Raw genomic sequence first — 21,844 nt, 5'->3', positions numbered from 1 at the left:
TCCGCGCTCCGTCTCAGCCTTCGTTGAAGCTGTAGCCCGCGCCGTAGAGGGTCTCGATCGCGGAGAAGGTCGGGTCGATGCTGCGGAACTTACGGCGCATGCGTTTGATGTGGCTGTCGACGGTGCGGTCGTCGACGAAGACATCGTCGGGATAGGCCGCGTCCATCAACTGGTTGCGGCTCTTGATAACGCCCGGACGTGCGGCCAGCGCCTCGAGCAACAGGAATTCGGTTACCGTCAATGACACCGCCTGCCCGCCCCAGGTCACGTGGTGGCGCGCCGGATCCATGAACAGCCGCCCGCGCTCGAGCACTTCGCCCGGCTTGTCGTCGAACTGTTCGGACAGCAGCAGCGGATGATCGCCGCCGCTGCGGCGCAGGATCGCGCGGATGCGCGCCAGCAGCAGGCGCAGGCTAAAGGGCTTGGCGATATAATCGTCCGCGCCCATTTCGAATCCGGCCTCCTCGTCGGTTTCGTCATCCTTGCTGGTCAGGAAGATCACCGGCAGCGGGGACTGTTCGCGCAGGCGGCGAAGCAGTTCCATCCCGTCCATCTTGGGCATTTTGATATCGAAGATCGCCAGATCGGGCGGGTTCGACAACAAGGCGCCCAGCGCCGCTTCGCCATCCGAATAGACCCGCGTGTCGAAACCTTCGGCCTGCAGGGCGATCGAAACTGTAGTGAGAATGTTGCGATCATCGTCGACCAGCGCGATGACTGTCCGGTTTTCCTCGCCCGCAGGCATGGATTCTGGCCCTGTGCTTTCCATCGTTTGGTGACTAGCCCTATTGTCGTGGCAAAACAACGCGGCGCTGTTCCACAGCGGCACTCAATGCCGGGCCGCAATTTGACGCAACGGCGTGGGACGACTATTGGCCATCGGGAAGGCCGCGCATTCGTATGCGAAGGCGATTCCCGGACGAACCCGCATCATGCGCTGGAGGATTCAGTGACCTTTCCGCTTTCCCACTCGCTTGCCGCGCAGGGCATCGAGACCACTGCCACCATTCATCCCAATCTGACCTCGGAAGAGCTGACCGCCGCCGCTCTGGACAATGGCGAGGGCCGCCGCGCCAAGGACGGCCCGCTGGTCGTCGAAACCGGCAAGCACACCGGACGCAGCGCGAAGGACAAGTTCATCGTCCGCGATGCCGAAACCGAAGATACGGTGTGGTGGGACAACAATGCTTCCGTGACGAGCGAGCATTTCGCCGCACTCAAGGAGGACTTCCTCGAGGCCGTTGCCGAGAAGTCGGACCTTTACGTCGCCGATCTGTTCGGTGGTTCGCAGCCCGAATATCGCGTCAATGTGCGCGTCATCAACGAGCTTGCCTGGCACAACCAGTTCATCCGCACGCTGCTGGTTCGCCCGACCGAGGCCGAGCTCGACGGTTTCGTGCCTGAATACACGATCATCGATCTGCCGACCTTCCGCGCCGATCCGGAACGTCACGGCTGCCGCAGCGAAACCGTGATTGCGGTGAACCTGTCTGAAAAGCTGATCCTCATCGGCGGCACTAAATATGCCGGCGAAATGAAGAAAAGCGTCTTCGGCATCCTCAACTATCTTCTGCCGGCCAAGGGCGTCATGCCGATGCACTGTTCGGCCAATATCGGCCCCGACGGCAAGAGCGCGGTGTTCTTCGGCCTGTCGGGCACCGGCAAGACGACGCTTTCGGCCGATGCCAGCCGCACGCTGATCGGCGATGACGAACATGGCTGGTCGGACACGGCGGTCTTCAACTTCGAGGGCGGCTGCTATGCCAAGATGATTCGCCTCAACCCCGAAGCGGAGCCGGAAATCTACGCCACCACCAAGATGGAAGGCACCGTGCTCGAAAACGTGGTGATGAACGATGCGGGCGAGATCGACCTCGACGATAACAGCCTCGCCGAGAATACCCGTGGCGCCTATCCGCTGTCCTCGATCCCCAATACCTCGGAAGAGAATATGGGGCCGCCGCCGTCCAACGTCATCATGCTGACCGCCGATGCCTTCGGCGTGCTACCTCCGATCGCGCGGCTGACGCCCGACCAGGCGATGTACCACTTCCTGTCGGGCTATACGGCGAAGGTGGCCGGCACAGAAATCGGCGTGACCGAACCCGAAGCGACCTTCAGCACCTGCTTCGGTGCCCCTTTCATGCCGCGTCACCCAAGCGTTTACGGCAATCTGCTGAAAGAACGTATCGCCAAGGGCGAGGTCGCCTGCTGGCTGGTCAATACCGGCTGGACCGGCGGCAAATACGGCACCGGCAATCGCATGCCGATCAAGGCCACCCGCGCGCTGCTTAACGCCGCGCTCGACGGCAGCCTGAACAATGCGGAATTCCGCAAGGATCCGAATTTCGGTTTCGACGTGCCGGTGAGTGTGGACGGTGTGGAGGATGCCATTCTCGACCCGCGTTCGACCTGGGCCGACAAGGACGAATACGACCGCACGGCGGCCAAGCTGGTCCAGCTCTTCGTTGACAATTTCGAACCTTTCGCCGCGCATGTCGATCAGGGTGTGCGCGATGCGGCACCGACCACGGCAGTAGCTGCCTGACCAAATCGGCTCCGCCAGAGGAGCCCATGAGTTGGAGAGGAGACCCCCGGCCGCGAGCAATCGCGGACCGGGGGTTTTGCCGAATGGATGGCCTGCGCGAAGGCGCATTCACCGAATGCGGTTAAGTGCTTTCTTCTTCGCCGTCCTCGGCCTCTTCGGTGTTGTCGTCCGCGACCGCTTCGAGTGTGCCGGTCAGGTCGATCGCCGGACCGGGGTGCCATTCAGTTCCTTCCGCAACCTCGGCCAGTTCCTCCAGATAGCGCTGAGCTTCGCGCGCGAGCGGGCCGCCATGCGGATTGGCCGCCACCGGATCGAGGCTGCTGCGGGCGATGGCGATCTTGCCCTCGCTGGCCTGCATGAGCCCCTTGTTCATGGCGAGGCCCTGGTCGAACAGCGCAAGCTGCGATGCGCGTTCGAGCGCATGTCGCGCGGTTTCATTCGGTTCCACGCCGCGCTCGACGAAGCTGCGGTAGTAATAGATCAGCGGTATCGGATGATCCTGCTCGATCCTGTTGAGGGCGGAGAAGGGCTGCATTGCCACCCCGTAGGCAGCATCCGGGTCTTCGGCGTCCTCGGCCTTTCCGAAAAGCGCGTAGCCTTTCTGGATCAGCGCGTTCTTTACCGTTGGATCGATCGCCAGCGCGGCATCGGCGGCGGCGATGGCGCGATCGTAATTGCCGGCGTCGAACTCGGCTTCCGCCAGCGTCGCGAGCACTGCGGGATCGTCCGGGAATTCGGCGGCGACCTCGCGCAGGTCGGGCAGTAGTTCGAGCGCGTCTTCGCGCGTCACGCCGCGCTGCAAACGAATGCGGAACGGCATAACCTCCCCTTCGCCTTCCGACAGCTTGCGCACCCGGACCGGAGCTGTCTGGAGCGCGTCGGCCCCCAGGTTCCATACCTTCATTCTGCGCTGGCGGAGGTAACGGTCGAGGTCTTTCTGAAGTTCGTCGAAATCGCCGAAGGCCTGGTTGGCCGCTTCGACCTGGTCGGTGCCACGCGTGATCGCGACGAGGTACTGCCCGAGTTGCCCGCGACGATCTTCGGCGAAATAGAGGTAATGGTACAGCAGCCAGGCACGACCGTAAAAGGCGTCGTATCGCTTGCTGCGGTTCTTTCTGTAGAGTTCCGGATCGATCAGTTCGCGAACGCTGACATCCTTGGCGTGGAAGAGTTCGCCGGCCCGATGGCGAGCCGGGCCGCCGATCGAGATACCGCCATCTTTTTCGAACTTCGCCGATGCATAGAATTCCGCCGCACCTTCGTTGACCCAGCGCGGCAACGCATAGGGCGAATTCGACATAAGGTAATGGTGCGCATACTCATGCAGCAGGATAGTGACCGAAAAGTCCGTCCGCTGCTTGTACATGCGGATATCGGGCACGAAAGCCCGCGAAGCCCCGGCACGCGAGAGATAGAAGCCCGAGACATTGTTCGCGCCCTCGCCAAGGAGCTTGCGGACCTTGTTTTCGCTGCCGACCACGAAGATGGTCACGCGGTTCGACGGGCTGGGTTTTGTGTCTTCTCGTATGTTCAACACATTCAAGGCTGCGTGATAGCGTTCCAGCGCTTCGCCGAATTCCTGCACGTCTTGCCAGCGATCGTCGGCGTAGACGACGAAATGGTCCGATTCCGCCACATACCAATCGGCCTGCGCGGGAACCGCGAAGACCAAGCTTGCAAGGAGAAGTAGAACCCTTTTCATCAAATCGACCCCTGAAATCCAATCGGGCCGACCATTGCATGATGATTTCAGCGATTGAAGTCCTAATATGAAGTCTAGCTGCTATTTTTTGCAATATAGCGGCCTACATTCTTCTCCAGAACGTCCATCGGAACATTGCCGCCCAGCACAACGGCATCGTTGAATGCCTTGAAGTCGTATGCTGTGCCCAATTCTCGCTGCGCGCGAGCGCGTTGGTCGACGATACGGCTGTGGCCGAGCTTGTAGCCGGTCGCCTGGCCCGGCCAGCTGCAATAGCGGTCGACTTCGCTTTCGACCTCGGCAGGCTTGCTGCCATTGCGCGTGACGAAGAAATCGACCGCCTTGGCGCGGCTCCAGCCCTTGGCGTGGAGGCCGGTATCGACCACCATCCGGCAGGCGCGGAAGGCGAGGCTTTGCAGGTAACCCAGACGCCCGACGGTGAAATCGTCATAGGCGCCCAGTTCGTCGGCAAGTTGCTCGCCATAGAGCGCCCAGCCTTCGCTGAACGGATTGAAGGCGAGGATCGAGCGGATCAGCGGCAGGCGGTTCGAATATTCGCCTTCCCACACATGGCCCGGAATGGTTTCGTGATAGGTCAGGTCGGCAAGATCGTATTTGCGATGCAGGTCGGTGGTCCTGAGATTGATCCAGAAGCGTCCCGGGATCGTCCCGTCCTTGCTGCCCGCGCCGCCATAGGCGCCCGGTGCGCCAACCTCCTCGGCGGGCGGGATACGGCGCACTTCCATGTTCGGATCGACCAGCGTATTGAAGGCGCGCGGCATCTGCGCCTTGATCCATTCGACCCGTTCGGCGATGAAATCCATGATCTCCGCACGGCCCGGATCGCCCTCGGCGAACTGGTAGCGCGGGTCTTGCGACAGCGCTTGCATGCGTTCGCCCACCGTGCCGCTGGTATAGCCGATATCGCGCAGGATCGGGTCCATGCGCGCATGCAGCGCGTCGAGTTCCTCCAGACCCTGCCGATGCACCTCGTCGGGCGTCAGGCGCGTGGTCGTGCTCGACCGCAAGGCCCAGCCATAGAATGCGTCGCCATGGGGGCGCGCGGATATGCCGGGATCGTCCGTCGCCACGGCTCGCTCGGCGCGCAGTTCCTCGAGCTGGCGGGTCAGCGCTTCGGCGATCGGGCCAGCTTCGATGCTCTTCGCGCGGTTGGCGTGGCTTTCCGGCATGCCCTTGGCCGCCAGCTTCGCGCGCAGATCGTCGGCGAAAAGCTCGCCCTTTCCGGCGCTGGCGATGGTCTGTTCCATCTGGCGAAGCGCCTTGTCGAGCAGGAAGGAAGGCGGCACCACGCCCATGCCCCGGGCCGCGCGAATGCGTGCAAGTTCACCACCGAACACAGCGGGCATCTGTTCCATCCGCTCGATATAGGCATCGGCATCGTCGCCATTTTCGACCTTGTGGTTCGATTGCATGAACCGTGGCAGAGCGAGATATTCGCCGACATTCTGAATCACGACATAGGGTGCGGTGCGCCAGTTGCCGACGGGCGTATCGCCATAGGGCAGGGCAAAGCCGTCGAGCGCCAGGTCGTAGGCGCTTTCGACCACGTCGAGGCTGGTCAGCGTGTCGCTATCGAGTCCCTCGCGCGGGAAAGCGCGGACGCGGGCGAGATCCTGCCGCAATGTCGCGGCATAGGCTTCCTGCCCCTCGGGCGATTGGTTCTCGAGCCTGCCGCGCAGGTAAGCATATCGCCCCGTGTCGACCCCCAGCGCCGTCGCGCGTTCGGGTTCGTGTTCGAGCAGGTTATACCCCACGACCTCGAGCAGACGCTGCGCCCCGATCGAGCGCGCCTGCGATATGGCCTCAGGCCGGGCCGTGGCGGCGCATCCGGAAAGTGCGAGGGCGGACGTCGCGCCGAGACCGGCAAGGGCTTGGCGACGGGTGATGGCTGTGCTGGCAATAGTCATGCGCGCGGGTGTGCTTCGCACGCGCGGGGGTGTCAAATACCGTTCAAGCTGCGTATGGCGACGCGCATGCTCGATGCCGTGCTCTCGATAACCGTTCTCGCCGCGATCCTGCTGATCATCGGCGCCTTTTTTCTGTGGCGCCGTACAGGCAATGTGAAGAATGCGCTGTTGATGGTGCTGCTGGCTGCCGTGGCGCTGATGAATGTCGCGATCTGGACGCTGCCCGATGCGGGCGGCGAGGCGCCGCTCGACAGGCTCGAGCAGGGCGCCCGCTAGCTGCGGTTTACTCGGGCAACTGCCAGAGCACCGATCCGGTGTAGCTGCCTGCCACCGCCTCGCCATTGCCGCCGCGCGCCGGTTCGAACCGGGCACGTTTGCTGACCAGACGGCAGGTGGCCGCGTCGAGTTCGCCATGGCCGGTCGAGCCGGTGACGGTGCATCCAGTGACACGTCCGTTGGCGGCGATTTCAAGTCGGAAGGTGGCCAGGCCGGTCAGTTCCTTCCTGATCCAGACCGGGCGATAGTCATTGTTCGACAGCCATGCGCCGGGATCGTTCTTCGGCCTCGCGCCGACCGGATCGAAGCTCGGCTGCGGCGTCGGCTTGGGAATCTCCACGCCGAGGCCGGGCGAAGGCTTGGGAAGCGGCGGGAAAATCAGCGGGGTCGAGGGAATCGTCGGTTCGACCGGCTTCAGGTTCAGCTTCTGCTGGGGAATGTGAACCAGTGGCTGGGTCGGCTCGGCCGGTTTCGCCTCGACCGGATCGGCTGGCTTGGGCGGCGGGGGCGGTTCGATGGGAATATTGGTCGCACCGATCTCGTTGATGATCGGCGGCAAGGTTCCGGTCACCGTAAGGCCGGTGACCAGCAAGGCGCCGACCGCAACGTGCACACCGATGACGGCGGCCATTCCGGCGGGCGAGGGCCTGCGTGTCTGATCCACGTAAGACATGGTTTCATCCTCCTCCAATGTGGGAGACGGCGACCCGACTCCTCATCTTAGGAATGTTACAACGTAACAATACCGAGGCAAGAGATTTCGCATTGCAGATCGCAACGCGTTTTCGCCGCGCCGGGCACAGCGCACCGCATATCCAGCGACGACGAACCCGTAGAGGCGGGGTCGAAAATTGGAATTAATAGGAGGCACCGCCCATCGGGCTGATGCGTCTAGGCCATCACGTGATCGGGCAACTCGGGTCGAGGCGGAAGTCGAGATAGTTGTCGACCGACTTCATCAGCTCTTCCTGCTCGTTTTCGAAGAAGTGGTTCGCACGCGGGATTTCCTCGTGATGCACGGTGATGTGCTTCTGCGTGCGCAGCTTTTCGACCAGCTTGGTCACCGCCTGCGGCTGGACCACCGTATCCTGCGCGCCGTGGATGAAGATGCCGCTGGCCGGGCAGGGGGCGAGGAAGGAGAAGTCATACATGCTCGCGGGTGCGCCGATGCTGATCCAGCCGCGGATTTCGGGGCGGCGCATCAGCAACTGCATGCCGATCAGCGCGCCGAAGCTGACGCCGGCGACCCAGGTCACCTGCGCTTCGGGGTGGACCTGCTGCACCCAGTCGAGCGCGCTGGCCGCATCGGAAAGTTCGCCGATACCGTTGTCGAAGCTGCCCTGGCTGCGACCGACGCCGCGGAAATTGAAGCGCAGCGTGGCAAACCCGCGATTGACGAAGGTCTTGTACAGCCGCTGGGTCATTTGCTCGTTCATCGTGCCGCCGCCCTGCGGATGCGGGTGGAGAATCATCGCCACGGGTGCGCGGGGGCGCGGAGCGGGGGAGAAACGGCCTTCGAGGCGGCCTTCGGGGCCGGGAAAGATCACGGTCGGCATGGGAGGTATACCCTGGTCGAAATTTTCATGGGCGCGGCGCCCGATCAGGACTTGCGCGAGGTTGCGCGCTATATAGGGTTTATTGCCCAAATCGCAATCATTTCGAGACCGTATCATCCCAGACCGTATCTATCTCGACCATGCCGCCACCATGCCGCTGCGCCCCGAAGCGCGCACAGCGATGGAGGAGGGGTTCGACCAGTGGGCGAATCCCAGCAGCCCGCATGCCGAGGGGCGCAAAGCACGCAAGCTTCTGGAGGATGCGCGCGAACGGGTGAAGGCAGCTCTCGACTGGGAGGGGGAAGTGATCTTCACTTCGGGTGCGAGCGAGGCGGCAGCGCTGGCGCTGCGGCATGCCAAGGCCGGTGCCCGGCTCGTCTCCACCGTGGAGCACGATTGCATGTTGCAGGCTGCGCCCGATGCCGAGCGTTTGCCGGTACGCAGCGATGGCGCGCTCGACCTCGATATTCTGTGCGAAGCGGTGCAGCGCGAATTGCCGCTTGTCGCCGTCCAGCAGGTGAATTCGGAAACCGGCAATCGGCAGGACCTGGCGGCCATTGCGGGCATCGTCCACCAGGCGGGCGGCCTGCTCCTCGCCGATTGTGCGCAAGGGGCGGGAAAGATGCCGCTGCCGCCGTGCGACATGGCGGTCCTCGCCGCGCACAAGTTCGGCGGGCCGATCGGCGTGGGGGCGCTGCTGGTGCGGGATTACGCCATGCTGGCGCCATCGGGCGGGCAGGAGCGTGGTTACCGGCGCGGGACCGAGAACATGCCTGGCGTGCTGGCCATGGCGGCGGCGCTGGAGGCCTGCGACCAGCCTTTCCTCGATCCCCATATTCTCGCTCCGCTCAACGAGCTGTCGGCGACATGCCGCGACATCGGTGGCGCATGGCTTTCCGACCGCCTTGCCGATCCCACACCCTATATCCGCGCCGTCGCCATGCCCAATATGAGCGCCACGGCGCAGGTCATGCGCTTCGACATGGCGGGGATCGCCGTATCCCAGGGCAGCGCCTGTTCGAGCGGCACGATGAAGACCAGCCGCGTGCTCGACGCGATGCAGGTCGAGCCCGAAATCGCCGCCAACACGATCCGCGTCTCGGTCGGCTGGAACACGACCCGCGCCGAGGTGGAACGCTTTTGCGAAGTGTGGCTTGAACTGGCGAAGAGCTGATTTGCTCACGCAAAGGCGCAAAGGCGCAAAGGCTCTGTCTGCGGCGCGCTATCACACGAAGACACGAAGGCACGAAGATGCTTCTCGTCCCCGACCCCTTCGTGTCTTCGTGTCTTCGTGTGAGCAAATTATGAATGCCTGCGGCGCTCACCCTTCGCGCCTTCGCGCCTTTGCGTGATAAAGTCCTTACGCGCCCGTGCCATGGACTAGAGAGAACGCGCAGATGATCCATCTCGCCTGTCAGGCCGCCACTCCGCCTGTCCCCGAGACGCGCGACGGCGATGAATATTCCGCTTCCCTACTCGACATTTGCACGGCAGGTTCTGCGCCATGTTCGAACTGACAGCCCCCCCGGCCCACCCTGCAAGTGTCACTCACCGCGAGTTTCTGCAACGCACTGTAATTGAAGAAATTCTTTGCGGTTCTTCATGGATGACACGGTGTCACCTTCGTCACCCGGCTGTTCGTGTGCCGGGGCAGGGTGCATGATCTATCTCGACTACCAGGCCACCACTCCGCTCGCGCCCGAGGCGCGCGATGCGATGCTGCGCTGGCTCGACGGGCCGGGCGGCACCGGTTTCGGCAATCCGCATTCGGCGCATCGCATGGGAAGGCAGGCCCGGGCCGCCATCGAGCTGGCGCGCGACCAGGTCGCCGCGCTGTTTCCGCCCAATGGCCGCGTGATCTTCACCGGGGGCGCGACCGAGGCGCTCAATCTCGCCATTCGCGGCTCCGGACGGGGCGGCACGGTCTCCTATTCGGCGATCGAGCATTCGGCGGTCGGCGATACCGCGCAGGACGCGGGCGAGAGCCATGTGCTCAACGTCGCCAATACCGGCCAGTGCAATACGAAGCAGGACCTTCCGGCCGACACGCGGCTGGTCTGCGTCATGCAGGTCAATAACGAGATCGGCACCATCCAGCCGACCATCGAATGGCACCGCAAGGCCAAGGGAGCGGGCGCGCTGTTCCTGTGCGATGCGGTGCAGGCCTATGGCCGTATCGAGCTGACCGGCGCGGATATGATCGCGATATCGGCGCACAAATTCCACGGCCCCAAGGGGATTGGCGCGCTGTGGGTGCGCGACGGGGTCGATCTGCACGAGGTGCAGACCGGCGGCGGGCAGGAATTCGGCCTGCGCTCGGGCACGCTCAGCCCTGCGCTGATCGCGGGCATGGGCGCGGCGGCGGCAGAGGCGAAGGAGCGGATGGAGCAGGACCGCGAACATGTCGAAAACCTCTGGCGGCGCGCGCGCGAACTCTTCGGCGACTGGACGGTCAATGGCAGCGAGGAGGCGCGCTGGCATGGCAATCTCAACATCCGCCGCGATGGCCTCGACGTCGCCCGGCTGATGAGCGATGTGCGCGATGTGATGTTTTCCGCCGGATCGGCCTGCGCCAGCGGTTCGGGCCGCCCGAGCCATGTGCTCAAGGCGATCGGTCTTTCGGACAGACAGGCGAAAAGCTCGATCCGCCTGGGCTTCGGGCGTTATACCACGTTGGAAGAGATCGAGGCCGCTGCGAGCAGGATCAACGCGGCTGCGGAGGCGCAAGGGTTGTGAAAATCGAATTCGAAACCGCGCAGGGCGAAACCGTCTCCGCCGAAGCCGAACCGGGCGACAATCTGCTGCGTGTAGCGCAAGGGGCGGGCTTGCCGCTGGAGGGCACCTGTGAGGGCCAGATGGCCTGCTCCACCTGCCACGTCATTGTTGCACCCGAATGGTTCGACCGGCTCGAGGAAGCGAGCGAGGAGGAAGAGGACATGCTCGACCTCGCCGCCGGGGTCGCGCGCACCAGCCGCCTGTCCTGCCAGATCGAGCTAACGGCGGAAATGGACGGCCTAACCGTGCGCATCCCCGCGACAAGCCACGATATGCGGGGGTTTTAGGAGGTTTCGGTGTTCTCAGGCTTTGTCCAGCCGTCTCCAATTCCCGTTGACAGGCCGAAACGCCGCCAGACTTTGACGCCCAGCCACGCCAGCAGCCCCAGCGGGACAAGGACGGCGAGCAGAACGATCAGTATGCTGATCATCGTGCCGAAGATGCCGCCCAGCGAGTTCCACGCATTGCGGATCGGCTGGGCGAAGCCGCCAATAGCCGGTTTGCCGCTTTCATAGGTCACGGTCATGTTCGAATAGGCGACGCGTCCGCGCATTTCAGCCAACCAGCTTTGCGCCTGGTCGATCTCTTCATTGACCTGCGCCACGCCGCGCTCCGCCGCGACCAATTCAGAAACTGTGCCGCGGCGATTGCGCAGCACCTCCATCAGCCGGTCCCGCAGCACGCTACGTGCCCGCAACCGTGCTTCTGTATCGACGATGCGTTTGGACAGGTCCTCGCCCTCGATCGAGGAGGAAACAAGCTCGCCATCGACTTTGCCGCTCGCATTGGCGAGGTCCTTGCCGAAGCTGCGGGCATCGCGGGCGCGCACGGCCAGCGTCAGGCTGCCATAGGCGTAGTCGCCCTCGTTCTCCGCCTGGTCCATGGAGATGATGCGGCACACGTCCGGCCCCTTGGCCTCGCACATGTCGGCGTGACGTTCCTGCAGGGGGCGGATCGCGTTGGAAGGGAGGCGGAAGCCGTAGGCATAGCGATAGGCGACCTGCGGCCTGCCCACCGGGATCTCGCCGCCGCCGGAGATGGTATCACTGGCTTCGCCCTCGGAGGCCTGGGATGCCATCGCCGGCGGGGGAGGCGGTGCAGCCATTTCATAGCTGGCCGCATCCGCCGCCTCGATGTCCATCGTCGTCACGCGTTCGACGGTATCGCTTTCTGCGCCGCTGCACGCAGCCAGAACCAGCAATGATGCGGACCCAGCAAGCAAACGTTTCCTCATGATTCTCTCCTCTTCCTTCATTCGTCCCGGTTGCGCCTTATTTTCGCCACAATATTAACACAATCAAAACACATTTCCCATAAATGTTACAATGTAACAAAAGCGGCCCAGGCGAGGGGTGGAGAAATCCGCGAGCGCGCTTCACGCAATAAGCCCCGCCGCATCGCTGCGACGGGGCTTCTCGCTGTGAAGAGTATTCGGTCGTTTAGGCGGTTTCGAGCTCGCGCTTGTCGACGCTCTCGCCCAGCATTTCGATCAACGCCTTGCTGAAGGCCGGAATATCGTCGGGATTGCGGCTTGTGACGAGGTTGCCGTCGACGGCGGCCTCTTCATCGACCACATTCGCGCCCGCATTCTTGAGATCGGTGCGGATCGAGGGCCAGCCGGTCACGGTCTTGCCGTCGATCAGGCCCGCCTCGGCGAGCAGCCAGGGAGCGTGGCAGATCGCGGCGATCGGTTTGTTCGCCATGCCGAATTCGCGGACGATGGCGACGGCGCGCTCGTTCATGCGCAGGATATCGGGGTTCATCTGTCCGCCGGGGAGCAGCAATGCATCATAGCCTTCGCAGCTCGACACCTCGTCGACCCTCTTGTCGACCGCGACGCTTTCGCCCCAGTCCTTGTCCTGCCAGCCCTTGATCTCTCCGCTTTCGAGGCTGACCACTTCGGTTTCGATACCGGCGTTCTCGAGGTTGGCCTTGGGTTTCATCAGCTCCGATTGTTCGAAGCCATCGGTAGCGAGGATCATCACGCGCTTGGTCATAGTGTAACTCCTTGATTTCGTGTTGCCTGTCCAACGGTTGGCGCGCAGCGCACGTTCCGCCGTGACAGCCGAGGCGTGGCGGTGGTAGGGCGGGTCGAAGATGGCCGCGCGATCCGGCCTGTTTCCTATCTGGAGTGTAAGAAAATGAGCCTGCGCGATAAGGTGCGCCAGCTGGTCGAGACACGCGCGTTCGAGCGTTTCATCATCGCGGTTATCGTCATCAATGCGATCGGGCTCGGCCTGGAGACCTCGCCTGCAATTATGGCGCGGTTCGGACCTATCATAGTGGCGCTCGATGCGATCGCGCTCGGTATTTTCGTGGTCGAGCTGACACTCAAGCTCTTCGCCTATGGCTGGCGCTTCTTCCGCAATGGCTGGAACGTGTTCGACCTCGCCATCGTGACTGTCGCGCTCATGCCGGCAGCGGGCGCATTCTCGGTCCTGCGTGCGCTGCGTATCCTGCGTGCGCTGCGCCTGATTTCGGTGGTGCCGAGCATGCGCAAGGTTATCATCGGATTGTTCAGCGCCATTCCCAGCATCGGCACGGTCATCGTGATGCTGCTGCTCCTGTTCTACATCAGCGCGGTGATGGCGACGAAGCTGTTCGGCGGGGCATTCCCCGAATGGTTCGGCAATCTGGGAGCCTCGCTCTATTCGCTATTCCAGATCATGACGCTGGAAAGCTGGTCGATGGGCATCGTGCGGCCGGTGATGGAGGTTTTCCCCTACGCCTGGGCCTTTTTCGTGCCCTTTATCCTTCTGACCAGCTTCATCGTCCTCAACCTTTTCATCGGTGTGATCGTCAACGCGATGGCGGAGGCGACCGAAGACGAAGCGCATGACGAACGCGAGGAAATCCTGCGGGAGCTCAAAGGCCTGCGCGAAGACATAGCCGGTCTTAAAAGAGGTGAGGATTAAGCCCCGCTTTTTGCTCAGCGGCCTCCCGCAGGGCCGAGCGCCTTGCTAGAGAGGTCGAATGGCCGATGTGACCGATATTCCCGATTCCGATCCGTTCGACACGATTGTCGACGCGCCTTTCGACAGCGCGCTGTCCGAACGCTACCTCGTCTATGCGCTTTCGACGATTACCGCACGTTCGCTGCCCGATCTTCGCGACGGGTTGAAGCCGGTCCATCGCCGCCTTTTGTGGACGATGCGCCAACTAAAGCTCGATCCCACGAGCGGCTTCAAGAAATCGGCGCGTGTGGTCGGGGAAGTCATCGGTAAGTATCATCCGCATGGCGATACGGCTGCCTATGATGCGATGGTCCGCCTCGCGCAGGATTTCGCGCTGCGCTATCCGCTGGTGGAAGGGCAGGGCAATTTCGGTAATATCGACGGCGATAACGCCGCTGCCTATCGCTATACCGAAGCGCGCCTGACCAAGACCGCGATGCGCCTGATGGAGGGCCTCGACGCCGGTACGGTCGACTTCATCCCGACCTACAATAACGAGGAAGAAGAGCCGGAGATCATGCCGGGCCTCTTCCCCAATCTGCTGGCCAATGGCGCGAGCGGGATTGCCGTGGGCATGGCGACCAACATCCCTTCGCACAATGTCGCCGAAATCGTCGATGCGACGCTGGAGGTGATCGACAATCCGCATGTCGAACACGCACGGCTGATGGAACTGTTCAAGGGGCCGGACTTTGCCACCGGCGGGATCGTGGCCGAAAGCGCCGAGACGGTCGCCGCGGCCTACGAGACCGGGCGCGGCAGCTTCCGCGTGCGGGGCCGGTTCCACGCCGCCGAAGCCGAAAAGGCCGAGGACCGCGAGGCGGGCATCGAGCGATTGGGCGGCGGGCAATGGCAGTTGGTGGTAAGCGAAATTCCCTACCAGGTTCCCAAGGGCAAGCTGATCGAACAGATCGCGCAGGCCATCGCCGACAAGAAGCTGCCGATCCTCGAGGACGTGCGCGACGAGAGCGACGAGCATATCCGCATCGTGCTCGTTCCGCGCAGCCGCAATGTCGATCCCGAACTGCTCAAGGAATCGCTCTACAAGCTGACCGATCTCGAAACGCGCTTCGGCCTCAATCTCAACGTGCTCGATGCCGGGCGCACGCCGATGGTGATGGGACTGAAGGAAGTCCTGACCCACTGGATCGCCAGCCAGATCGACATCCTTCAACGTCGCAGCCAACACCGGCTCGACCAGATCGCCCGCCGGCTGGAGCTGGTCGAAGGCTATATCATCGCCTTCCTCAATCTCGACCGCGTGATCGAAATCATCCGCACCGAGGACGAGCCCAAGCCGGTGATGATGGAGGAATTCAGCCTCACCGACCGGCAGGCCGAGGCGATCCTCAACATGCGGCTGCGCAGTTTGCGCAAGCTGGAGGAAATGCAGCTTCGCGGCGAGAAGGACGATCTGCTCAAGGAACAGGACGAGCTGGAAAAACTGCTCGGTTCGCCTGCCCGCCAGCGCACGCGATTGAAGCGAGACCTGAACGCCCTGCACAAGGAATATGGCAAAGATACCGATCTCGGCCGCCGACGCACGACGATCGATGAGGCCGCCCCCGCAGTCGAGTTCAGCATGGATGCGATGATCGAAAAGGAACCGGTCACGGTGATCCTGTCGCAGAAGGGCTGGATCCGCGGGGCCAAGGGGCATCTGCCTCTGGACCAGGAGTTCAAACACAAGGAAGGCGACGGGCCTGCCTTCGTGTTTCACGCCCAGACCACGGACAAGTTGCTGCTGGCGACCGACAAGGGCCGGTTCTTCACTCTGGGCGCGGACAAACTGCCCGGTGCGCGCGGCTTCGGCGAGCCGGTGAGGAATACGCTGGACATCGATGCAACCGCGCAGATCGTGGCGGTGGTGGTGCACGAAAAGGGCAAGCGGCTATTGCTCGCCGCGAGCACCGGCAAGGGTTTCGGAACCACGACCGACGAATTGCTGGCCGAAACCCGCAAGGGCAGGCAGGTCGTCAATCTGAAGGGCGATGCGCGGCTCGCGGTGGTTCGGCCAATCGCGGCGGGCCACGATCATGTCGCGGTGGTGGGCGACAATCGCAAGCTGGTGGTTTTCAACCTCGAAGAACTGCCGACACTGTCGAAAGGGCAGGGGGTCAAGCTGCAGAACTATCGCGATGGGGGGCTCTCGGATGCGACCACGTTCACGCTCGCAGAGGGCCTGTCCTGGCAGATGGGCGGCAAGGGCGACCGCACGCGCACGGAAGGCGAAATGTGGCAATGGAAGGTTGCGCGCGGCGGCGCCGGACGCCTCCCGCCGCAGGGTTTCCCGCGCGACAATAAGTTCTGATGTCGTCCGTGTATGGGGAGCAGAGGTCTCGATCGCGCGCGCGAATTACATGTAAATAAAAAGCCGGAGGCGATTCCTCGCCCCCGGCCTTTGTAAACCCGTCCAAGGGTAGTGGGATTATTCCCCGGCGCTGTCGCCAGCGGGGGCAGCCTGCGCCATCGCTGCCTCGATCTGCGCATTGGTCAGCAGCGCCATCAGGCCATGCTCGCCGCCGCTGAAGTGTTCGCGCAGCAGCGTGACTTTATCGGTTTCGTCGCCGCCGCGAGCGATCACGACGTTGTCGCCGTTGATTTCGAGCACGGTGCCGAGCGGTGCGTGTTCCGCGTCCATCGCCTGCGCACCCACGACCAGCGCGGCATCGCGCTTGGCAGCGGCTTCGGCAAGCTGCGCGTCGATCATGCCGTCGATCTGCGCTTTGGTGACGGTGATGGTCGGGCCGGCTTCGCCCTCGCCATACATGTCGACCGCCAGCGGAACCTTATGCTTGCCGGTGTCGAGGACGGTCTGGCCGTTTTCGACCGAAACGATCGTGCCCACGGCATTGCCTTCGGGACCGGTCACGACTGCACCGGCAACGACCTGCTCGTTGGCCAGGGCGGGGGTGGCGGCGAGGGCGATGGCGGCAACGGCCAGCTTCGCGAATTTCATAATGCAACTCCAAGACTTGTTATTCTTACGACGCGGCTCCCCCACGCGCGAAACGCGCGATCGAGCCGATCAAACTGGAAAACGCGGGCGAGAGTGGATATTCTGCGCCACCCGCAAGTTCCCCAAAGGGAACCGGCGCTCTATTTCACGGATCGCATCTTTCTGCAACCGCGTGGCATTTATGCTACATTGCACCTTAAGCCAAGCTGAAGGATCGCAATTGCCCGTGGTCAGCGGGCAGAGAGTTCTTCGTCGAGGAGGGCCTCCACCCTTTCACGGGGCGGGAAATGCTCCTCGACCCATAATGTCTCGATCCGCTGGAGAATGCGCGCGACCTCCGGCCCCTTGCCCACACCGCGCGCGACGATCTCGCCCCCCTTCAAGGGAAAAACGGGCGGTTCCCATCCCATGATCGGCGCCGCATCCGCGCCACCGATCAACAGGCGATCGATCGCGCATTCCATGCCGACCATATAGGCGAGTCCGCGCGGGTGTTCGCCGTCACTTATCTCGCGGCGGGCGACACATACCAACCGGCTGCGCTGGCTGCGCGAAAGGCGCAGGCGGGCGGCCACCGTTTCGGCCACTGACGGAATCGCGGGAAGCAGGGCTGCCAAGCGGCGCATGGGATCGGTTGCGATAGCGGCGTGTTTTTCGGCAGCGATCAGGCGTTCGAGCTGGTCGACCTCGCGTCTGCCGCTTTCCGGCAGCACATGATCGAGTACTCCCAACTCGCGCATTTTCGCGAGCGTCGCCGCTGGATCGGGCAGGGCCAGCAGGTTCAGCAATTCCTGACCGACCCGTTCTCGGCTCAGTCCCTTCAGGGTCGCGGCGAGTTCGCTGCAGGCGCGGGTTGCCTCCGCATCCCAGGAATCGCCGAAGCGCGTGACGAAGCGGAAGTAGCGCAGGATGCGCAAATGATCTTCCCTGATCCGCGTCGCGGCATCGCCGATGAAGCGCACGTGCCGCGCGGCGAGATCGTCCAGCCCGCCGAAATAGTCGCTGATCTCCAGCGTTTCGGGATGCGCATAAAGCGCGTTGATGGTGAAATCGCGCCGCGCGGCGTCGTCCCGCCATTCCTCGCTGAAGACAATCGTCGCGCGGCGCCCGTCGGTGGCGACATCGCGGCGCAGCGTCGTGATCTCGACACTGCCGTCGGAAAGGACCGCGGTGACCGTGCCGTGATCGATTCCGGTGGGGATGGTGCGGATGCCGGCAGCCTTGCAGCGGTCGATCACGGTCGCGGGCAAGTGCCGCGTCGCCGCATCGATATCGTTCGCCTCGTGTCCCAACAGCGTATCGCGCACGCAGCCGCCGACCCAGCGGACATTCTGCGCCCCCAAGGCATCGACCAGCTTCGCAAGGCTCGCGCGCTGCGTCCACGCGGCCCGGGGAAGGCGCGCACTCGTGCTCATCGGTGGGCCTCCAGCCAGGCGATCCGCCGCGACAGGTTCCAGCAGATCGCCGCCGTCACGCCCCAGATCCTGTAGCCCTCGTGGTCCATTTCGAGATATTCGCGCATCGCGCCTTTCCAGAATACCGAATTGCGGCCCCATTGCGATGCATCCATCAGCTTGTCGAGCGGACATTCGAACCAGCTTTCGACTTCGCGCGGGTCGGGGCGAATGGGCAGATCGTGCGGTACCGTTGCCAGTACCGGGGTGATGTCGAACCCCGTGCCTGTCTGATAGCGATCGGTCGTGCCGATGACGCGGACCTGCTCTGGCTCGATATGCAATTCTTCCCATGCTTCGCGCAGCGCCGCCTCCACCGCATCTTCGCCATGGTCAAGCTTACCGCCGGGAAAGGCGACCTGGCCGGGATGATCGCGCATGGTGCGTGGGCGCTGGGTAAGCAGGACGGTGGGGTCGGGCTGTTCGGTCACGGCTATCAGCACGGCGGCGTCGGCCGTGCGTTCCGCATCGGCGAAGCGGCTGTCCGACATCAGATCGGTCATATCGCGGCTGTGGCCATGCTCGAACAAGCGGGTCAGGCGGTCGAAGATCGCACTCATGCGGGCAGCAGAGTGAAGCTCTGGCCACTGCTCGTCACCGTCCAGTCGTCTCCGCGTTCGAGCGCGATCCGGGCGAGCTGTTCATAAGTCGAGCGGTTGAGCCGCGCTTCGCATCCACGCCTGACATGAACGTAGATGGCAGGACGATCGGCATTGCCCGCCGCCCGGATCGCATTGTCAGGCCCGGCCACCACCAATTCATCGGTGTTCAGCCGAAAGGCGAGATCGCCTTCGGTCTCGCTGACATCGGTGGCGATGAAACAGGCGTTTTCGACTTCGATCGACAGCTTCTGATAAGGTGTCACCAGCCAATAGCTGCCGTCTTCCTCGCGATTGAGCAGCCCGGCAAAGGCGCGGACCATGGCTGGGCGCGCGATCGGCGAACCCTCGTGATACCAAGTCCCGTCGGCGGCAATGCGCATATGGCTCTCGCCGACATGTTCCGGTGACCACTCCTCCACCGGCGGCAGCCTGCGTTCGGCAACCGCTTCGGCGATCTGGGCGAGCGACAGTCCGGCGAGTTCGGGGGGTGGGGTGTAAGGCACGGCGCCAGCGATGGCAGAAGGTGGTGGGAGAGACAATCCGTGTCTTTCTTCGGGTGCGCCTTCGACATCCGTCGAAGGCTTGCTGCACCGGCCCACTCCCCCACCCACGGCACGATACTGATTGGGTGGCCGGGTGGGGGAGTGGGCCGGTGCCGCCGCAAGGTCAGGACGGATGTCCTGATCGCACGCACCAAAAAACTACCCTTCCCACGGCCCCAGCATTCCTTCGGCGGGCAGGATCGCTGGATTTCCGGTCCGCGCCAGCAGGCGGTGTTTCTCGAACGGGCCGGGGCAGTGCCAGCCCCCGGTGTGCCGAGCAGTGAAGTCCCAGCGGTCGTAGTACTCCGGATCGCCGATCATGATCTGCGGCAGCGGTGCGGCGCCATCTTCGAAACCTGTATCGATCGCGCCCAGGCTGGCCGCCATCAGCGCCTTGCCGAACCCGTCGCCCTGCCGTCCGGGCATGACCGCGACGGGGCCGACCATGATCATCGGATGCGAGCGGCCCTGCGGGTCGGTCAGCGCCACGGGCCAGAGCTGGATCGTCCCGGCGAGATAATCCTCGTCGTCGAGCGCGGCGAAGCTAAGCCCCTCGAGCCAGTCCATGCCTTCGCGGATGCGATAGGCGGTGCGCGCATGACGCCCTTCGCCGAACGCGGCGTCGAGCAGATCTTCGACCAGCGCCGGATCGATCGCGGAAAGGGGGACGAGGCTCGCCATAGGGCGCGCCGCTTAGGGCCGCCCCCTGCCGCTGTCGATCAATTTCGGCTTAGCCCGGTGTTAGCTTGAGCAGCCGCCCGCCTTCGCCGTCCTCGATCACCCATAGCGCGCCATCCGGCCCTTGGGTCACGCCGCGAATGCGCTGTTCCATCGGATAGCGGGCCACTTCGCGCGCGTCCTCGCCATCGATCGCCACGCGGATGATGGCATTGGACGACAGCCCCGCGATCAGCGCGTCGCCCTTCATGCCGGGGAACATGTCGCCGCGATAGAAGATCATCGATCCCGGCGCGATGACCGGGGTCCAGGTGATCGCGGGCAGGGCATAGGCATCGCTGGTGTCGTTGTCGGGGATCGGATCGCCATCGTAATGAATGCCGTCCGACACATTTGGCCAGCCGTAATTCGCGCCCTCGCGCACGAGGTTCAGCTCATCGCCGCCGCGCGGGCCGTGTTCCATGTCCCACAGCCGTCCCTGCGCATCGAAATCCATGCCGAGGATGTTGCGGTGGCCCCAGCTCCAGATGTCCGGCGATGCACCGCCCTGGCCGGCGAGCGGATTGCCTTGGGCGGGCGTGCCGTCGAGATTGAGGCGGACGATGGTGCCGAGATTGTTGGCGGTGTCCTGCGCCGGGTCGAGCTTCTGCCGGTCGCCGCTGGCAACGAACATGTATTGCTCGTCGGGGCTGAAGACGATGCGGTGCGAATAGTGGCCGCGCCCCGTGACCTTGTCCTGGCGCCAGATCACCGCGAGATCCTCGATCGCGCAGGTCTGGTGGTCTTCGCAGGACAATGTACCGCGCCCGACCACCGCGCCGCGCGTGTCGCCGCTCCCGGCCTCGGCCCAACTCAGATAGATCGTGCGCCCCGACAGCGGACTGCCCGCCTGCGACGGCAGGAAAGCGACATCGCCCATCCCGCCCTGGCCGCCATAGTCGACTTCCGGAACGCCGGTGAAGAACAACGCCTTGCCCGCCTCGGTATCGTAGCCCTTCAGCCCGCCTGCCTTTTCGCTGACCACCACGATTTCGGTGCCCGGGATGAAGGTGACCGCCCAGGGCTCGTCGTAAGTGCCCATTTCGGCGACGGCGAAGGTGCCATCGAATTCACCAGTATCGGCGACCGCCGCCTTCGCCGCGCCGTCTGTATCCACACTGGCGGCATTGCTGCAGCTTGCGAGCCCGATGGCGAGGGGTAGGATGACGGCGAGTAATGGATAGTGGGCCATGTTGAGTGCAACTCCCGAAACAGGTTTGGGCGCCGCGCCGCTGATCGTCGGTGTGGACGAAGCCGGGCGCGGGCCGCTGGCAGGCCCCGTAGTCGCAGCCGCCGTGGTGCTGTGCAAGCCCTGCCCCGAAGGGTTGGACGATTCCAAACGTCTTTCGTCGAAAAAGCGTGGCCTGCTGGAACCGCGGATTCGCGAAAGCTGCGCCTGGGGGCTGGCCGTGGTCGAGCCCGAGGAGATCGACCGGATCAACATCTTTCAGGCGACCATGCTGGCGATGACGCTGGCCGTGACTCGGCTGGTCGATGCGCTGGGGAGCGACCCCGACCAGGTGCTGATCGACGGGAATATGAGTCCGCATGGCCGAAATCCCGGCTGGCGCTGGCCCGATGCCCGCCCGATCGTCGGCGGCGACGGCAAGGAAAAGTGCATCGGTGCCGCCTCGATCCTCGCGAAGGAGCACCGCGACCGCGTGATGCGCGAAGCGGCCGATGCGCACCCCCATTACGGCTGGGAACGCAATGCGGGCTACGGCACGGCCGAGCATATGGAGGCGCTGCGCAGGCATGGGCCGACACCGCTCCACCGCCGCAGTTTCGCGCCCGTGGCCCAGCTTGCGCTGCTTTAGCGCTTGCGGCGGCG

21 protein-coding genes are annotated in these 21,844 nt (G+C 63.7%); 8 read left to right on the top strand and 13 right to left on the bottom strand.

What is annotated here, in order from left to right; genetic code table 11:
• Positions 1 to 13 precede the first annotated feature (13 nt).
• Positions 14 to 745: a response regulator transcription factor gene (locus L5849_RS06460; protein WP_115416239.1), complete on the bottom strand. Its 732-nt coding sequence runs from the start codon at positions 743 to 745 to the stop codon at positions 14 to 16.
• A gap of 204 nt (positions 746 to 949) precedes the next feature.
• Between L5849_RS06460 and L5849_RS06455 the strand changes: the two genes are divergently transcribed.
• Complete coding sequence (locus tag L5849_RS06455; RefSeq protein WP_236924898.1) at positions 950 to 2,548, top strand: phosphoenolpyruvate carboxykinase; 1,599 nt, start codon at positions 950 to 952, stop codon at positions 2,546 to 2,548.
• Between the two features lie 121 nt (positions 2,549 to 2,669).
• On the opposite strand, the gene L5849_RS06450 is transcribed toward L5849_RS06455, so the two are convergent.
• The gene (locus L5849_RS06450; protein WP_236924897.1) at positions 2,670 to 4,250 is read right to left on the bottom strand and encodes a tetratricopeptide repeat protein; all 1,581 of its coding nucleotides are present in this window, start codon (positions 4,248 to 4,250) and stop codon (positions 2,670 to 2,672) included.
• A 74-nt stretch (positions 4,251 to 4,324) separates the two neighbouring features.
• The gene (locus L5849_RS06445) at positions 4,325 to 6,178 is read right to left on the bottom strand and encodes a DUF885 family protein (protein ID WP_236924896.1); all 1,854 of its coding nucleotides are present in this window, start codon (positions 6,176 to 6,178) and stop codon (positions 4,325 to 4,327) included.
• 66 nt (positions 6,179 to 6,244) lie between these two features.
• On the opposite strand from L5849_RS06445, the gene L5849_RS06440 reads away from it, so the two are divergent.
• A complete protein-coding gene (locus L5849_RS06440; RefSeq protein WP_067691643.1) occupies positions 6,245 to 6,454 on the top strand; it encodes a hypothetical protein in 210 nt (69 codons plus the stop codon).
• A 7-nt stretch (positions 6,455 to 6,461) separates the two neighbouring features.
• Here the strand turns inward: L5849_RS06440 and L5849_RS06435 are convergent, their stop codons facing one another.
• Together L5849_RS06435 and L5849_RS06430 are read right to left on the bottom strand one after the other, a co-directional pair.
• A complete protein-coding gene (locus tag L5849_RS06435) occupies positions 6,462 to 7,127 on the bottom strand; it encodes an energy transducer TonB (RefSeq protein ID WP_236924895.1) in 666 nt (221 codons plus the stop codon).
• 226 nt (positions 7,128 to 7,353) lie between these two features.
• Positions 7,354 to 8,010, bottom strand: coding sequence for an alpha/beta hydrolase (locus L5849_RS06430; protein ID WP_115417831.1), 657 nt, complete (start codon positions 8,008 to 8,010; stop codon positions 7,354 to 7,356).
• A 115-nt stretch (positions 8,011 to 8,125) separates the two neighbouring features.
• On the opposite strand from L5849_RS06430, the gene L5849_RS06425 reads away from it, so the two are divergent.
• From L5849_RS06425 to L5849_RS06415, 3 genes are all read left to right on the top strand, one after another.
• The gene (locus tag L5849_RS06425) at positions 8,126 to 9,184 is read left to right on the top strand and encodes a cysteine desulfurase family protein (protein ID WP_370459169.1); all 1,059 of its coding nucleotides are present in this window, start codon (positions 8,126 to 8,128) and stop codon (positions 9,182 to 9,184) included.
• A 485-nt stretch (positions 9,185 to 9,669) separates the two neighbouring features.
• Positions 9,670 to 10,746, top strand: coding sequence for a cysteine desulfurase family protein (locus L5849_RS06420; RefSeq protein ID WP_236924893.1), 1,077 nt, complete (start codon positions 9,670 to 9,672; stop codon positions 10,744 to 10,746).
• Positions 10,743 to 11,072, top strand: coding sequence for a 2Fe-2S iron-sulfur cluster-binding protein (locus tag L5849_RS06415; RefSeq protein ID WP_236924892.1), 330 nt, complete (start codon positions 10,743 to 10,745; stop codon positions 11,070 to 11,072). The genes L5849_RS06420 and L5849_RS06415 overlap by 4 nt, the downstream gene beginning before the upstream one ends.
• Here L5849_RS06415 and L5849_RS06410 read toward each other — a convergent pair.
• Positions 11,069 to 12,019 (bottom strand): DUF4349 domain-containing protein, encoded by a 951-nt coding sequence (locus tag L5849_RS06410; protein WP_236924891.1) that lies wholly within the window; start codon positions 12,017 to 12,019, stop codon positions 11,069 to 11,071. The two genes, L5849_RS06415 and L5849_RS06410, sit on opposite strands and share 4 nt — an antisense overlap.
• A 205-nt stretch (positions 12,020 to 12,224) precedes the next feature.
• Positions 12,225 to 12,782, bottom strand: a complete 558-nt coding sequence (locus L5849_RS06405) for a type 1 glutamine amidotransferase domain-containing protein (protein WP_236924890.1) — start codon at positions 12,780 to 12,782, stop codon at positions 12,225 to 12,227.
• Positions 12,783 to 12,926: 144 nt separating this feature from the next.
• Between L5849_RS06405 and L5849_RS06400 the strand changes: the two genes are divergently transcribed.
• Together L5849_RS06400 and parC are read left to right on the top strand one after the other, a co-directional pair.
• Positions 12,927 to 13,700 (top strand): ion transporter, encoded by a 774-nt coding sequence (locus L5849_RS06400; protein WP_236924889.1) that lies wholly within the window; start codon positions 12,927 to 12,929, stop codon positions 13,698 to 13,700.
• A 58-nt stretch (positions 13,701 to 13,758) separates the two neighbouring features.
• Positions 13,759 to 16,050, top strand: a complete 2,292-nt coding sequence (gene parC, locus L5849_RS06395; RefSeq protein ID WP_236924888.1) for a DNA topoisomerase IV subunit A — start codon at positions 13,759 to 13,761, stop codon at positions 16,048 to 16,050.
• 117 nt (positions 16,051 to 16,167) lie between these two features.
• Here the strand turns inward: parC and L5849_RS06390 are convergent, their stop codons facing one another.
• From L5849_RS06390 to L5849_RS06365, 6 genes are all read right to left on the bottom strand, one after another.
• The gene (locus tag L5849_RS06390) at positions 16,168 to 16,698 is read right to left on the bottom strand and encodes a hypothetical protein (RefSeq protein WP_115416247.1); all 531 of its coding nucleotides are present in this window, start codon (positions 16,696 to 16,698) and stop codon (positions 16,168 to 16,170) included.
• Positions 16,699 to 16,928: 230 nt separating this feature from the next.
• A complete protein-coding gene (locus L5849_RS06385) occupies positions 16,929 to 18,113 on the bottom strand; it encodes a CCA tRNA nucleotidyltransferase (protein WP_236924887.1) in 1,185 nt (394 codons plus the stop codon).
• On the bottom strand, positions 18,110 to 18,712 hold the full coding sequence (locus tag L5849_RS06380) for a CoA pyrophosphatase (protein ID WP_236924886.1): 603 nt from the start codon (positions 18,710 to 18,712) through the stop codon (positions 18,110 to 18,112). The genes L5849_RS06385 and L5849_RS06380 overlap by 4 nt, the downstream gene beginning before the upstream one ends.
• A complete protein-coding gene (locus L5849_RS06375; RefSeq protein WP_236924885.1) occupies positions 18,709 to 19,257 on the bottom strand; it encodes a DUF1285 domain-containing protein in 549 nt (182 codons plus the stop codon). The genes L5849_RS06380 and L5849_RS06375 overlap by 4 nt, the downstream gene beginning before the upstream one ends.
• A gap of 198 nt (positions 19,258 to 19,455) precedes the next feature.
• Positions 19,456 to 19,977 (bottom strand): GNAT family N-acetyltransferase, encoded by a 522-nt coding sequence (locus L5849_RS06370; RefSeq protein WP_236924884.1) that lies wholly within the window; start codon positions 19,975 to 19,977, stop codon positions 19,456 to 19,458.
• 49 nt (positions 19,978 to 20,026) lie between these two features.
• Positions 20,027 to 21,205 (bottom strand): PQQ-dependent sugar dehydrogenase, encoded by a 1,179-nt coding sequence (locus L5849_RS06365; protein ID WP_236924883.1) that lies wholly within the window; start codon positions 21,203 to 21,205, stop codon positions 20,027 to 20,029.
• On the opposite strand from L5849_RS06365, the gene L5849_RS06360 reads away from it, so the two are divergent.
• The gene (locus L5849_RS06360) at positions 21,204 to 21,830 is read left to right on the top strand and encodes a ribonuclease HII (protein WP_236924882.1); all 627 of its coding nucleotides are present in this window, start codon (positions 21,204 to 21,206) and stop codon (positions 21,828 to 21,830) included. The genes L5849_RS06365 and L5849_RS06360 overlap by 2 nt on opposite strands.
• Positions 21,831 to 21,844: the final 14 nt, after the last annotated feature.

It is taken from the genome of Erythrobacter sp. SN021, assembly GCF_021864455.1.
The sequence above is the reverse complement of the archived record's forward strand: the minus strand, read 5'-3'. Positions and strand labels throughout refer to the sequence as shown.